We start from the raw sequence: 14223 nt of genomic DNA on the forward strand, positions 1-14223 counted from the left end.
GGTGGCCGGATCAGGCGACGTGCTGATGCATGCTGGATTGCCAGCCGGTGATGTGCTGGTGCACGGTGCCGGCGTCGGGAGCATGCGCAAGGGCGTCGCGGAAGGCGTCATCGGAAAACATCTCGGCGACTTCGGACAGGATTTCCAGATGCTGCTGCGTCACATGGTCCGGAATCAGCAGAAACACCAGCAGGCTGACCGGCAGACCATCCGGCGATTCGAAGGGAATCGGCGCGGCGAGGCGGACGAAGGCGGCAATCGGCGCCTTCAGGCCCTTGATCCGGCCGTGCGGCACCGCCACGCTGTGGCCAAGGCCGGTGGAGCCGAGCCGCTCACGAGCGAAGAGATTGTCGGAAACGGTGGAGCGGGCAATACCGAAATTGTTTTCGAAAAGCAGACCGGCTTGTTCAAAGGCGCGCTTCTTGCTCGATACATCGAGATCAAGCACCACGTTTTCGAGGGGGAGAATCTGACTGAAGTGGGTCATGATGCAGTGCACAGTAAAGATGGCTCTGGCTGCGGATGATCGGCCGGCTTACGGCAAGTTCGCTGTCGGTGCCATGCCCTTATTGTTTTGCCGTTCTGCCTGAATGTGGATGCGGCGGATCATTATTTCCAGCCGTCCGGCACTGTATACCCCTTGGGCGAATGGGGCAATGAGTCCAGGAAAGATTTCCGCATGTTGGCGATGAACGGTGTTGACGTGCTATTGCCGCGAAAGTCGCGCATTGGATGGGCGCTGGCCCGTCGTGAAATTGCTGCGCCAGGGATTGATGTCCAGGCCGCCGCGTCGGGTAAAGCGCGCATAAACCGAGAGTTTCTGTGGCCGGCAATGGCGCAAAAGGTCCATGAAGATGCGTTCTACGCATTGTTCATGAAATTCGTTGTGATTTCTATAACCAATCAAATATTTCAATAAGCCTTCCTGGTTGATTTGCGATCCGACATACCGAATCTGCACGCTGCCCCAGTCCGGCTGACCGGTAACCAGGCAATTCGATTTCAACAGGTGCGACACCAGCGTTTCTTCGACCGGCGCTTCTTCTTCGTTGGCAAAGAGCAGGGCGGTGTCGGGCGAGTAGTTGTCGACCTCGATGTCGAGGCGGTCCAGCAGCAGACCTTCCATCGTGCCCATCTGCAGCTTGCCGAAGTCTTCCGGTAGCGTCGCGGCAACCTGGACCGGCCGGCCCACCGCGGCCGACAAATCGGCGCGCAGCAGCTCGAGCAGCGCGTCGAGACCTGCCAGGCGGGTCTGGTTGAAGGAGTTCAGGTAAAGCTTGAAGGATTTCGATTCGACGATGTTCGGCGAATCGGCCGGAATCATGAAGCTCACGATGGCGATCTGCGGCTTGCCGCGCATGTTCAGCCAGGAAACCTCGTACGCGTTCCAGATATCGATGCCGAAAAAGGGTACGGTGCCGGCGATGCCGAGTTCAGCGCGCTTGCCTTCGCGCGCGATCGGAAACAGCAGGGAAGCATCGTATTCGCTCTTGTAGGTGGCAGGCTTGCCGAGCGGAGAATCTTGCGGCGTCTGGGGCGTAGTCATGGCGGATCCGGCTAAAACGCGCATTGTGCCAGAATCCGCCGCCACTGGTTTTATTTACAGGAAAAGCCGGTATGCGGGGTTGTTGGTCTCATCCCAGTGCCGGTAACCAAGCGCCGCGAGCGAGGCGCGGAAGGCCTTCAATTCCTTCTTCGGCACCTGCAATCCAACCAGGATGCGGCCGACGTCGCTGCCCTGCGCGCGGTAATGAAACAGGCTGATGTTCCAGTTCGGCTCCATGCTGTTCAGAAAGCGCAGCAGCGCGCCCGGACGCTCGGGGAATTCGAAGCGGTACAGCAGTTCGTCATGCGCCAGCGCGCTCTTGCCGCCCACCATGTAGCGGACGTGGGTCTTGGCCAGCTCGTCGTGCGTGAGGTCCAGCGCGCGGTAGCCATGCTTCTCGAAAACCTTTGCGATCTTGCCCGGCTCATCGCGGTTGGCGATCTGCAGGCCGACAAACACATGCGCCTCGTTGTCATCGCTGATCCGGTAATTGAATTCGGTCACGCTGCGCTGGCCAACCAGTTCGCAAAAGCGGCGGAAGCTGCCGCGCTCCTCGGGAATCGTCACCGCGAACACCGCTTCGCGCGCCTCGCCGATCTCGGCGCGCTCGGCGACCAGGCGCAGGCGATCGAAATTCATGTTGGCGCCGCAGGCGATGGTGATCAGCGTCTCATTCTTCAGCGGCCTCTTCGCCGCGCGCTCGCGCTCGACATAGGCCTTGGCGCCGGCAATGGCCAGCGCGCCGGCCGGCTCCAGGATGCTGCGCGTGTCCTGGAACACATCCTTGATCGCAGCGGAAACCGCATCAGTGTCGACGATGATGATGTCGTCCACATACAGCTTCGCCAGCCGAAAGGTTTCTTCGCCGACGAGCTTGACCGCGGTGCCGTCCGAAAACAGGCCGACATCGGGCAGCGTTATGCGCCGGCCGGCGGCCAGGCTTTTCGCCATCGCATCCGAGTCGGTGGTCTGCACGCCGATGATTTTGATCTCCGGCCGCACCGCCTTCACATACGCCGCCACGCCCGAGATCAGGCCGCCGCCGCCGATGGCGACAAAGATCGCGTGGATAGGACCGGAATGCTGGCGCAGGATTTCCATGCCTATCGTGCCCTGGCCGGCGATGACATCGGGGTCGTCGAACGGATGGACGAAGGTCAGCTTTTCCTTCTTCTCGAGCTGCGCCGCATGGCCATAGGCATCGCTGTAGGAATCGCCGAACAGCACCACTTCACCGCCACGCGCCCGCACCGCATCGATCTTCACCTGCGGCGTAGTCGTCGGCATCACGATCACTGCGCGACAGCCCAGGCGCGAAGCCGACAGCGCCACGCCCTGCGCATGATTGCCGGCCGATGCGCAGATCACGCCGCGCTTCAGCTGCGCCGGGGTCAGGTTCGCCATCTTGTTGTAAGCGCCGCGCAGCTTGAAGCTGAACACGCTCTGCATGTCTTCGCGCTTGTAGTAAATGCGGTTGCCGGTGCGCTCGGACAGGCTGGGCGCGAATTCCAGCGGCGATTCGATGGCAACGTCGTAGACGCGGGCGGTGAGGATCTTCTTCAGGTAGTCGGTGGTCATGGCAACGAGTGAGGGCTGGGCCTGGCTGCATGGGCCGGCCGGTGCGTAATGAGCCGGCCATTATAATGGAGCCCACTTCGCAAGCCGCCGGCAGCCGCCGGGCCGGCTGCCATTCCGATAACAAGAACGCCGCTCCCCGCCCATGATCATGACCGCCATCCAGTGGCTGCTGGATTTCCTTGCCGCGCCCACGGTTGGCCTGACCTCGGTGTTCTTCATCAGCCTGGTGTCCGCGACGCTGATTCCGATGGGTTCGGAGCCGGCGGTGTTCGCGGTGATCAAGGCCAATGCCGATCTCTACTGGCCAGTGCTGCTAGTGGCCACCGTCGGCAACACCCTGGGCGGCATGATCAATTACGCGCTCGGCTATGGCGCCAAGCAGGTGTTCGCGCGCGAACGCAAGACCCGCTGGTTCCACTGGCTGGAGCGCTACGGCGCCAAGACGCTGCTTCTTTCCTGGCTGCCCGGCATCGGCGACCCGATCTGCAGCGTGGCTGGCTGGCTGCGGCTGCCTTTCTGGCCCTGCGTCGCCTACATGGCCATCGGCAAATTCCTGCGCTACCTGGCGCTGACGACCGTGCTGCTGCATGTGCCCGACGAAAGCTGGCGCTGGCTGCTGAACCTGTTCTGAGGCCGGAAAAGCCCGGGAGCCTGGGCGGCGGCAGTCCTTGCCTGGCGTCAGCCCGATCGGGCGCAATCAGCTAGAATGCGCGTTTGGCCCAGCGCCCGCATTCCGTTTCCCCTCCAGATGAACGCCCCAGCCCAAATCCAAGCCCTGCTCGCCGATGCGCCGTCGTCGCGGCTGCGCGAGATTCCGTACAACTACACCTCGTTTTCGGATCGCGAAATCGTCATACGCCTGCTCGGCGAAGAATCCTGGAAGCTGCTCGACACGCTGCGCTCAGCGCGCCAGACCGGACGCTCCGCGCGCATGCTGTATGAAGTGCTCGGCGATATCTGGGTGGTGCAGCGCAATCCGTATCTGCAGGACGACCTGCTCGACAACCCGAAGCGGCGCGCTGCGCTGATCGAAGCGCTGAACCACCGCCTGACCGAGGTCGACCGGCGCCGCATCGAAACCGACGGCGGCAGCGACCCTGAGTCCCATGAGCGCAGCAGCCATGTCGAAACCCTGCTGCGCGCCGCGCGCGCCGCGGTGCAGCGCTTCGCCGAGGAATTCCGCCGCACCGAAGAGTTGCGCCGCCGTGCGGTTAAGCTGCTGTCGCGCCACACCCGTCGAGACAACATCCGCTTCGACGGCCTGTCGCGGGTATCGCACGTGACCGACGCCACCGACTGGCGCGTCGAATATCCGTTCGTGGTGCTGACGCCGGATTCGGAAGAGGAAATGGCCGGGCTGGTGAAAAGCTGCATCGAGCTCGGGCTGACCATCATCCCGCGCGGAGGCGGCACCGGCTACACCGGCGGCGCGGTACCGCTGACGGCAATGTCCGCAGTGATCAACACCGAGAAGCTCGAAGCCATCGGCGCGGTCGAAATGCTGACGCTGCCCGGCGTGGACCGCGAATACGCGACCATCTACACCGGCGCCGGCGTAGTCACCAAGCGCGTCTCGGACGCGGCCGACAAGGCCGGCCTGGTGTTCGCGGTCGATCCGACCTCGGCCGAAGCCTCATGCATCGGCGGCAATATCGCGATGAATGCCGGCGGCAAGAAGGCGGTGCTGTGGGGCACGGCGCTGGACAATCTCGCGAGCTGGCGCATGGTCGACCCCAACGGCGACTGGCTCGAAGTCACCCGCGTCGAGCACAACCTCGGCAAGATCCACGACGCGCCGGTGGCGAAGTTCAAGCTTGAATGGACGCATCCGGCCGAGCGCGGCAAGACCAATGCGCCATTCAAGACCGAGATGCTGGAAATCCCGGGCCGCGTGTTCCGCAAGGAAGGCCTGGGTAAGGACGTGACCGACAAGTTCCTGTCGGGCCTGCCCGGCGTGCAGAAGGAAGGCACCGACGGCCTGATCACCTCGGCGCGCTGGATCCTGCACCGCATGCCCAAGCATGCGCGCACCGTGTGCCTGGAATTCTTCGGCCAGGCGCGCGATGCGATCCCATCGATTGTCGAAATCAAGAACTACCTCGATGCCGAGACTGCCAAGGGCGGCGCGATTCTCGCCGGCCTGGAGCACCTGGACGAGCGCTATCTGCGCGCGGTCGGCTATGCGACCAAGTCCAAGCGCGGCGTGCTGCCGAAGATGGCGCTGTTCGGCGACATCGTTGGCGACGATGAAGACGCGGTCGCGCGCGCTGCGTCCGAAGTGGTGCGCATGGCCAATACCCGCGTCGGCGAAGGCTTCGTTGCGGTCAGCCCTGAGGCGCGCAAGAAGTTCTGGCTCGACCGCGCCCGCACCGCGGCCATCGCCCGCCACACCAACGCGTTCAAGATCAACGAAGACGTGGTGATTCCGCTGGACCGCATGGGCGAGTACACCGACGGCATCGAGCGGATCAACATCGAGCTGTCGATCAGAAACAAGCTGCAGTTGCTGGACGAGCTGCATGCCTTTTTCGCCAGGGGCAATCTGCCGCTCGGCAAGAGCGATGATGCGGAGGGCGGCGACATTCCGCCGGCCGAGCTGCTGGAAGATCGCGTGAGCCAGGCACTGGATCTGCTGGGGGCGATGCGCTCGCGCTGGTCCTATGTGCTGGCGCAGCTGGACAAGCCGCTGGCCGAGGCCAAAGCTGAGCTTGCGGTTCTGGGCTATGCCGGCCTGTCCGCCGCCTTCGACGAGCGCCTCGCGCGCCAGCCGCAAGCCACGCTGTTCGATGTCGCGCAGGACCGCACGATCCGCATCTCGTGGAAGGGGGAAGTGCGCGCCGCGCTGCGCCAGATCTTCAACGGCGCTGCCTTCAAGCTCATCCTCGACGAGTGCTCGGCGATTCACAAGCGCGTGCTGCGCGGCCGCGTCTTCGTCGCGCTGCACATGCATGCCGGCGACGGCAATGTGCACACCAACCTGCCGGTGAACTCCGACCATTACCAGATGCTGCAGGATGCGCATGCCGCCGTGGCGCGCATCATGGCGCTGGCGCGCTCGCTCAATGGCGTGATCTCGGGCGAGCATGGCATCGGCATCACCAAGCTCGAATTCCTGACCGACGACGAGCTCGCCAACTTCCGCGACTACAAGCGCCGCGTCGACCCCGAAGGCCGCTTCAACAAGGGCAAGCTGATGGAGGCGGCCGACCTGCGCAATGCCTACACGCCGTCCTTCGGCCTCATGGGCCATGAGTCGCTCATCATGCAGCAGAGCGACATCGGCGCCATCGCCAACAGCGTCAAGGACTGCCTGCGCTGCGGCAAGTGCAAGCCGGTGTGCGCAACCCATGTGCCGGGCGCGAACCTGCTTTATTCGCCGCGCAACAAGATCCTGGCCACGTCGCTGCTGGTCGAAGCCTTCCTGTATGAAGAGCAGACCCGGCGCGGCGTATCGATCAAGCACTGGGCCGAGTTCGAGGACGTGGCCGACCACTGCACCGTCTGCCACAAGTGCGTGACTCCGTGCCCGGTGAACATCGACTTCGGCGATGTGTCGATGAACATGCGCAACCTGCTGCGCAAGATGGACAAGAAGACCTTCAATCCCGGCACCGCCGCGGCGATGTTCTTCCTCAACGCCACCGACCCGTCCACCATCAACGCCACGCGCCAGGTGATGACCGGCTGGGGCTACAAGGCGCAGCGTCTGGGCAATGACATCCTGAAGAAGTTCGCCAAGAAGCAGACCGAGGCGCCGCCGGCCACCCATGGCAAGCCGCCGGTGCGCGAGCAGGTGATCCACTTCATCAACAAGAAGATGCCGGGCAACCTGCCGAAGAAAACCGCGCGCGCGCTGCTCGATATTGAAGACGACAAGATCGTGCCGATCATCCGCAATCCGCAGACCACGACAGTCGATACCGAAGCGGTGTTCTACTTCCCGGGCTGCGGCTCGGAGCGGCTGTTCTCGCAGGTCGGCCTGGCCACGCAGGCGATGCTGTGGCATGCCGGCGTGCAGACCGTGCTGCCGCCGGGCTACCTGTGCTGCGGCTATCCGCAGCGCGGCTCGGGCGACTATGACAAGGCGGAAAAGATCATCACCGACAACCGGGTGCTGTTCCACCGCATGGCCAATACGCTCAACTATCTCGACATCAAGACCGTGGTCGTATCCTGCGGCACCTGCTACGACCAGCTGCAGGGCTATGAATTCGAGAAGATCTTCCCAGGCTGCCGCATCGTCGACATTCATGAATTCCTGATGGAGAAGGGCGTGAAGCTCGAGGGCGTATCGGGCGTGCGCTACATGTACCACGACCCTTGCCACACGCCGATGAAGCAGCAGGATCCGCTGAAGACGGTGAACACGCTGATCTCCACGGTGGATGCGCAGAAGATCGAGAAGAACGATCGCTGCTGCGGCGAGTCCGGCACCTTCGCGGTGTCGCGCCCGGACATCTCGACCCAGGTGCGCTTCCGCAAGGAGCGCGAAATGGAAAAGGGCGCGGACAAGCTGCGCGCCGACGGCTTCAACGGCCAGGTCAAGGTGCTGACCTCGTGCCCGTCCTGCCTGCAGGGCTTGTCGCGCTACAACGAGGACTCGGGCACGACGGCCGATTACATCGTCGTCGAAATGGCGCGCCATATCCTCGGCGAGAACTGGATGCCGGAATACGTGGAACGCGCCAATCGCGGCGGCATTGAAAGGGTATTGGTATGAACGAGAATTGCGAACTGTGCGCCAGCGCCGGCGGCGAAGTGCTGCATGCCGACGAGGCGTTGCGCGTGGTGCTGATCGATGATGCGCAGTATCCGGGCTTTTGCCGCGTGATCTGGAATGCGCATGTAAAGGAAATGACGGACCTGACGCCGGCCGAGCGCAGCCGCATGATGATGAGCGTGATGAAGGTGGAATCCGCGCTGCGCGAGACGCTGTCGCCGGACAAGATCAATCTCGCCAGCCTGGGCAACATGACGCCGCACCTGCACTGGCACGTGATCCCGCGCTATGCGGACGACGTGCATTTCCCCGGCGCGATCTGGGCGCACGAGCAGCGCGAGCCGCATGCCGCGAAGCTCGCGGAGCGCGCCGGCCAGCTGGACGCGCTGCGCGCGGCGATACGCGCGGCCTTCGCCGAATCCAACCCGGAGGCTTCCTCCAACGCCGCCAAGGAGTCCTGAGATGGCCGGATTGACGCCTCAAACCCCCACGCCGACCGAGCTGACGGTGCGCAGGCAATCGCGCCTGCTGGAAGTCGCCTTCGAGGACGGCGTGCGCTTCGCATTGCCCTTTGAACTGCTGCGCGTGTACTCGCCATCGGCTGAAGTGCGCGGCCACGGCCCGGGCCAGGAAACCCTGCAGACCGGCAAGCGCGATGTCGACATGACCTCGCTCGAGCCGGTCGGCAATTACGCGGTCAAGCCGCATTTCTCCGATGGCCACGACACCGGCATCTATAGCTGGGAATACCTGTACTGGCTCGGCGCGAACCGCGAGGGCTTGTGGGAGGACTATCTGCAACGGCTGGAAGCGGCCGGCCACACGCGCGAATCGGGTCGCGATGCGCCGATGGCGGCCAAGGGCGGCGGTTGCGCATCACATTGACTGTGATGCGTACATCGACGGCAAAAGCGCCGACTATGACGATGACGGTGTCACATCGACTTCTGGCTTCTCATCGATGAACTGCGCCAGCATGTGCAGCTGGCGGAACATCAGATCGCTGTAGATGCCTTCCGCTTCGGCTGGTGCGCCGGGTAGACGGAGAATGTTTGTTCCAGGCGCATTGATCATGCGCTTGAGTACGATGCGAAACTCCGCGAGGAGAGCCTTGCACGCACTTGATTCGGCGAAGTTCGGCATGGGTGCGCTGCCTGCTTTGAAGGCTAGAGCCGCCATGGACGCGTTGCTGACATACGGCGCGTCCAAGAAGAAAAAGGGGTCCCAATTCTCATCCGCGTAGCGTGAGCTTGATGTCTGCCCAGCGTCGCTGCTCGAACTGCTCAAGACATCTACCTGATATTTGCCATCAGCCTGCGCGGCGGCAATTTTTCCCCATGCTTCAATCCATGCCGCTTCAATCGATTCGGCGAGCTTTGCATAGACCTGCTCCTTGACCAATGCATGCGCGATGCGGCCCGGCGCAGGCTGGACATGTGTGATCAGAAGCCAGTTTTTTCAGTCATGCGAGGTGTTTTCGAGGCATATCTCGAACAGCCTGCTGAAACACGGAGACAGCTTTCGGACTTCGACATCATCGCCATGCGCCGCAAGCTTACGCAGCATATTTTTCGCGCTATTCAGCAGCGCGAGTTTTATCGGATCGTCGACGGGAAGCTGCGCATAAGAGAGGCTGATGATCTGCTCGTTCGAATCGAGGCGGTGATTCAGCAGCGCCAGCATTCCATTGCAGAATGCGCCGAGATCGAACTGAACATTCTCTTCCCGTTTCCCCAAAAGACTGGGTGCCATATATGGCAGCGCCTTCAGAAAGGGCATGATCACGTCGATGACCGGATGCACAAAGCCATGGTGCACGAGATGCTTGCGCATCGTGTCGTCAAACGAAGGATCGGCTCCAGTTGAAAGCAGGGAGTCCTGATGCTTCTGCAGGAACAGCGTGAAATTAGCGGAAGGCTGTTTTCGACCGTCGAGCAAGGACAACAGCAAGTCTGTGGAAGGAAATGCAACGGACTTCATGTACCGGGTGCCCACTATCATGTCCTGAACGATCCGGTGCTCCGCCCGGTTCACCGCATCCTTTGCCAATTGGCTCCGGTTCTCTTGCCTATCCATTGCACACAGCAACAGAAATATGCTTAGGCATGCATCCGAGGCTTGCTGCCGGTTCAAGGAAGTGGGTGCGTTCAATATGTCCTCCAGATGCATGATTGCGAGCTGCAGCGCATTCGCACCGTGGGAGGTTTCGACTTGGTGTATTCGCGCACCTCTGGAAATCAGGGTGTTAGCCGCGACGGTATGGTTGCTTTTGACCGCACACATCAGCGGGTCTTTGCCGAAGTCATCGATATGGTTCAGTGGCGCGCCATGCGAAATGAGTATTTCTGCGATGTGCACGACGTCAAGCGAATTACTCGTCCCATTCCCGCAGTCGAAATCGAGCTGCCGCAACGGGTTGTGCGCAGGTTGCAATCCGACGTCGGTAGGATCGGCTGGCGCGCCCAGTTCAAGCAGCCGCTTTACGATCTCGAGCGACGTGGCACGAGTCGCAGCATTCAGGGCAAAAAGAAGAGCGGGGCGAGATGGGACGACCTTGCGGCGAGCGATCAGCAGATTGAAGACCTGCAGGCTGCGCGATTCGGCAGCGGCAGCTATCAGCCGGTCACTCGCGCATGTCGCGCCGCGTTCAAGTAGAAATGCGACGGCATCCGGTGACCCGGCACTAACGGCGAGAAGCAGTGCGCTTTCACCGGCTGAATTCGTCTGGTCGATATCGGCGCCGCTGTCCAGCAGAAAACGCAGCATGTCCGTGTGACCCTTTTCCGCTGCTGCAAGCAGGGGAGTTATCAATTTCTCCTTATCTTCACGAACATGCTTCCCAAGAAGGTACTGGTAAAGCGCGACATTCCCGCCAGCGGCGGCGGCAGAGAGCAATGAATGGCGCGCGCTCGGGCTCGCGGCAAGCCTTGGCGCCCAATGCGATCAACGCCTTGCAGGTGTCGAGGTGACCGTTGAAAGCCGCCACCAGCAATGCTGAGCTGCCGCGCCAGGTTGTCTCGATACTGGCGCCCTGGCCGACCAACCAGATGCAAGCATCAGTCTCGCCGGACTCGGCGGCTGAAATAATCGGCGCGATATTCTTTTCGTCATTGTCATCGTCATCGTCACTGTCACTGTCGGGCTCGGGATCGATGAGCGCGCCATGCTTCCGGAGCAGTTCGCACAGCTGGACATCGCCCGTGCTAGCGGCGTACGTCATGGCGCAATTGTGGTCGTTGGTGATTGCATGCACATCGGCTCCTTGCCGCAGCAGCAGGCGTGCAATGTCGACATTCCGCGATATCACCGCGAACATCAATGCCGTCCTCCCTTTATTGGTACGCGCAGCAAGTTTGGCGCCTCGGGAGAGTAGCTGCGAAACGAGGTCCTGGTCGCCCCACTGCGCGGCCAGCATCAATGCGGTGAAGCCGTTGTTGTTTTCCGCGGACTGCACCGCTTCATATTCGCGCATGAGTCGATCGAGGTCGAAATCGGCACAGTGCAATACCAGTGTGGTTGCCTGGAATGCATGGAAACAGCCGCCACATTTGGCAACGAGGGCCGCGCCGGATGGCGGCAGTTCATACAGGATGCGGACGAAAAATGTTCCCGCAGGACGCTTGCTTGCAGCGCCGAACAATATATTCAGGGCTTGCTCGGCGTCTTCGCCCGCTTGCACAACTTTGCATGCTGCGTTGAATTCTTCCCTAGTTAACGTACGTCGAACCATGGATGCCCAATCGGGTGGCGGCATGACGACCGGAGCGGGCGCAGGCGTGAGCGCAGTCGATACCGGCTTGGAACGCGCCGTATTCGAGCAGGCCGCGCGCAGACAGGTAACGGCATCGTGCGCGCCCCTGGCACGGGCTTCGCTGAGTATCTGCTCGAGCACTTCGCCGGCCTTTTCCCCATCCCGGTCGCCAGCAGGCGACGCACCAGGGCCGCTTCATTCGCATAACTGGCCACTTCCAGACTGTCAACGAATTCCATGAAGGCATTCGGGATAAATTCTTCACTGCCCGGGAGATTGATATTGCTCAGCATGCGTTCCAGCTTCATGCATGCCAGCGTCACCCTGAATTCAAGGTTTCCCGCTTTGGGTAGCTCGAGACGGACGGTCTCGCCCTGCTCATTGACCGGCCGGCCGCCATGCTTGCGAATCAGCTCGATAAAATCGGCGTCGTCCACGACGTGGAAATCCTGAAATATCGGCGCCGCCGCTTCCGGGGATGCGCTGCCGGTGCGACTGCGCTTGAATCGCGGTTCATCCGTGGTCGCGGCGCTGCTCTGGCCCGGATCAATACTTTCCGTCCATTTGCGTTTGAGGCCATGGCGTGGTTCCGAGACCGGTGCGCCATCGACCTGCATACCGCCTTCCTCGTCCGCCTACCACACCTGCGGCGGGGCTATCGTTCCCGGTGCATCATCGCTGTCATCTTCCCGGCTCAAATCGAAATCGGATGGCGAAAGAACGTGATCGTATGCGATGGGAGAGGTCGGTATGCTGGGAATCATGGCAAGCCTGTAAAGAGAGTCAAAAACGCCAGATGCAAAACACGGCGGCGACGCCTATGTAACAAACGCCGGCAACCTGATCCACGAACGCCGTCATCTTCCCCGCGGCAAGCGGCTTGTATAATGCAAGCCCCGCACGGATCGTCCATTGCATCAACATGACCCAAACCCATTTCGGCTACCAGAATGTTCCCGAGGAAGACAAGGTGCACAAGGTTGCGCAGGTCTTCCACTCCGTCGCTGCCAAATACGATGTGATGAACGACCTGATGTCGGCCGGGCTGCATCGGATATGGAAGGCCTTCACCATTGCCCAGGCCGGCGTGCGGCCGGGCTACAAGGTGCTCGATATCGCCGGTGGCACCGGCGACCTTGCCAAGGCATTTGCCAAGCAGGCCGGGCCTTCCGGCGAAGTCTGGCTTACCGACATCAATGAATCGATGCTCCGGGTCGGCCGCGACCGGTTGATCAACAGTGGTATCAACACGCCGACGCTGCTGTGCGACGCCGAGCGCCTGCCTTTTCCGGACAATTATTTCGATCGCGTCAGCGTTGCCTTCGGCCTGCGCAACATGACCCACAAGGACGCGGCGCTGGCCGAAATGCGCCGGGTATTGAAGCCCGGCGGCAAGCTGTTGGTGCTGGAATTCTCGCGGGTGTGGGAACCGTTGAAGAAGCCTTACGATCTGTATTCCTTTTCGGTGCTGCCGTGGCTGGGCAAGCGCATTGCGAATGATTCGGAAAGCTACCGCTACCTGGCCGAATCGATCCGCATGCACCCGGACCAGGAAACCCTGAAGAAGATGATGCAGAACGCCGGGCTCGATCGTGTCGAGTATTTCAACCTCACTGCCGGTGTTGCCGCGCTGCATACCGGAATCAAACTCTAGGAGGCGCAGATGAAACGAATGCTGATCAGCCTGATGCTCATGTTCAGCCTGCTGGCAATGGCGGTGGCCGATGCCGACGCTGCACGGCGACTCGGCGGCGGCCGCTCGGTCGGGCGGCAATCCGAGAACGTAACCCGCTCGGCGCCATACCAGCCGGCAACGCCTTCGCAACAAGTGGCGCCGCGTCCCTCCGCGCCGCCGGCCACGCCGACGCCGATACCGCCGCGCCCGGCCAGCCCCTGGCGCAACATGCTCGGCGGCGCGTTGCTGGGTCTCGGCCTGGGTGCGCTGCTGTCGCACTTCGGCATGGGCGGCGCGCTGGCCAGCATGATTTCCACGATCCTCACGGTGGTGCTGCTGGGCCTGGTGCTGATGTTCATCCTGCGCCTGTTCCGCCGCAAGGATGCCGGCCCGGCTCCGGCCTATGCCGGCGGCTATGCCAGCGGAGACACGCCTGGCATGGCCAGCAGGACTCCCGAGATCGGCTCCGGTCTGTCATCTTCGGCACCGGCGTACGGCACATCCGCCGCGCCGGCAGCGCCCTGGGGCGTGCCGGCGGACTTCGATGTGCCAGCCTTCCTGCGCAATGCGAAGAGCTACTTCATCCGGCTGCAGGCCGCCTGGGACAAGGCGGATGTCGAAGACATCCGTGAATTCACCACGCCCGAGATGTTCGCCGAGCTGCGACTGCAGATCCAGGAGCGCGGACCGGCGCCGAACAATACGGACGTGGTGCAGTTGAACGCCGACCTGCTCGGCATCGAAACCAGCGGGCGCGACTACCTCGCCAGCGTCAGGTTCACCGGCCTGATCAAGGAAGCGCCGGAGGAATCGGCCGCGGAATTCGCCGAGGTCTGGAATCTGTCGAAACCCTTGTCAGGGCAGGGCGGATGGGTGCTCGCGGGCATCCAGCAATTGTCCTGACGCCACGCCTTGCTGCGGCGTACTGCTAAACTCTGCCGCACAGCCTTTTA

The 14223-nt window shown here is 62.0% G+C and carries 13 protein-coding genes; 6 read left to right on the plus strand and 7 right to left on the minus strand.

Going from position 1 to position 14223, the window contains the following annotated elements; genetic code table 11:
• Positions 1 to 10: 10 nt before the first annotated feature.
• The 3 genes from JJB74_RS09225 to ilvA form a co-directional block, all read right to left on the minus strand.
• Positions 11 to 487, minus strand: coding sequence for a PTS sugar transporter subunit IIA (locus tag JJB74_RS09225; protein ID WP_200591557.1), 477 nt, complete (start codon positions 485 to 487; stop codon positions 11 to 13).
• 219 nt (positions 488 to 706) lie between these two features.
• Positions 707 to 1546: an NADPH-dependent 7-cyano-7-deazaguanine reductase QueF gene (gene queF / locus JJB74_RS09230; RefSeq protein WP_200591558.1), complete on the minus strand. Its 840-nt coding sequence runs from the start codon at positions 1544 to 1546 to the stop codon at positions 707 to 709.
• A 54-nt stretch (positions 1547 to 1600) separates the two neighbouring features.
• A complete protein-coding gene (gene ilvA, locus JJB74_RS09235) occupies positions 1601 to 3124 on the minus strand; it encodes a threonine ammonia-lyase, biosynthetic (RefSeq protein WP_200591559.1) in 1524 nt (507 codons plus the stop codon).
• A 142-nt stretch (positions 3125 to 3266) separates the two neighbouring features.
• On the opposite strand from ilvA, the gene JJB74_RS09240 reads away from it, so the two are divergent.
• The 4 genes from JJB74_RS09240 (at position 3267) to JJB74_RS09255 (ending at position 8729) form a co-directional block, all read left to right on the plus strand.
• Entirely contained in the window at positions 3267 to 3755 is a 489-nt protein-coding gene (locus JJB74_RS09240; RefSeq protein ID WP_200591560.1) for a YqaA family protein, read from the plus strand.
• 117 nt (positions 3756 to 3872) lie between these two features.
• Positions 3873 to 7844: a DUF3683 domain-containing protein gene (locus tag JJB74_RS09245; protein WP_200591561.1), complete on the plus strand. Its 3972-nt coding sequence runs from the start codon at positions 3873 to 3875 to the stop codon at positions 7842 to 7844.
• Positions 7841 to 8305, plus strand: coding sequence for an HIT family protein (locus tag JJB74_RS09250; RefSeq protein WP_200591562.1), 465 nt, complete (start codon positions 7841 to 7843; stop codon positions 8303 to 8305). Before JJB74_RS09245 ends, JJB74_RS09250 begins: the two co-directional genes overlap by 4 nt.
• Position 8306: 1 nt before the next feature.
• Complete coding sequence (locus JJB74_RS09255) at positions 8307 to 8729, plus strand: gamma-butyrobetaine hydroxylase-like domain-containing protein (protein ID WP_200591563.1); 423 nt, start codon at positions 8307 to 8309, stop codon at positions 8727 to 8729.
• A gap of 33 nt (positions 8730 to 8762) precedes the next feature.
• Here JJB74_RS09255 and JJB74_RS09260 read toward each other — a convergent pair whose 3' ends face one another.
• The 4 genes from JJB74_RS09260 to JJB74_RS09275 are packed head-to-tail and all read right to left on the minus strand — an operon-like array spanning position 8763 to position 12212.
• Entirely contained in the window at positions 8763 to 9245 is a 483-nt protein-coding gene (locus JJB74_RS09260) for a hypothetical protein (RefSeq protein WP_200591564.1), read from the minus strand.
• Between the two features lie 57 nt (positions 9246 to 9302).
• Positions 9303 to 10739 carry an ankyrin repeat domain-containing protein gene (locus JJB74_RS09265; RefSeq protein WP_200591565.1) on the minus strand — a complete coding sequence of 479 codons (1437 nt, stop codon included), beginning with the start codon at positions 10737 to 10739 and terminating at the stop codon, positions 9303 to 9305.
• Complete coding sequence (locus JJB74_RS09270; RefSeq protein ID WP_200591566.1) at positions 10669 to 11574, minus strand: ankyrin repeat domain-containing protein; 906 nt, start codon at positions 11572 to 11574, stop codon at positions 10669 to 10671. Before JJB74_RS09270 ends, JJB74_RS09265 begins: the two co-directional genes overlap by 71 nt.
• Positions 11556 to 12212: a hypothetical protein gene (locus JJB74_RS09275; protein WP_200591567.1), complete on the minus strand. Its 657-nt coding sequence runs from the start codon at positions 12210 to 12212 to the stop codon at positions 11556 to 11558. The genes JJB74_RS09270 and JJB74_RS09275 overlap by 19 nt, the downstream gene beginning before the upstream one ends.
• Positions 12213 to 12517: 305 nt before the next feature.
• Here JJB74_RS09275 and ubiE point away from each other — a divergent pair, with 305 nt between their 5' ends.
• Together ubiE and JJB74_RS09285 are read left to right on the plus strand one after the other, a co-directional pair.
• Positions 12518 to 13249 (plus strand): bifunctional demethylmenaquinone methyltransferase/2-methoxy-6-polyprenyl-1,4-benzoquinol methylase UbiE, encoded by a 732-nt coding sequence (ubiE, locus tag JJB74_RS09280; protein ID WP_200591568.1) that lies wholly within the window; start codon positions 12518 to 12520, stop codon positions 13247 to 13249.
• Between the two features lie 9 nt (positions 13250 to 13258).
• A complete protein-coding gene (locus tag JJB74_RS09285) occupies positions 13259 to 14173 on the plus strand; it encodes a Tim44 domain-containing protein (RefSeq protein ID WP_200591569.1) in 915 nt (304 codons plus the stop codon).
• Positions 14174 to 14223: the final 50 nt, after the last annotated feature.

This window comes from Noviherbaspirillum pedocola, from assembly GCF_016632335.1.
GTDB lineage: Bacteria > Pseudomonadota > Gammaproteobacteria > Burkholderiales > Burkholderiaceae_D > Noviherbaspirillum_A > Noviherbaspirillum_A pedocola.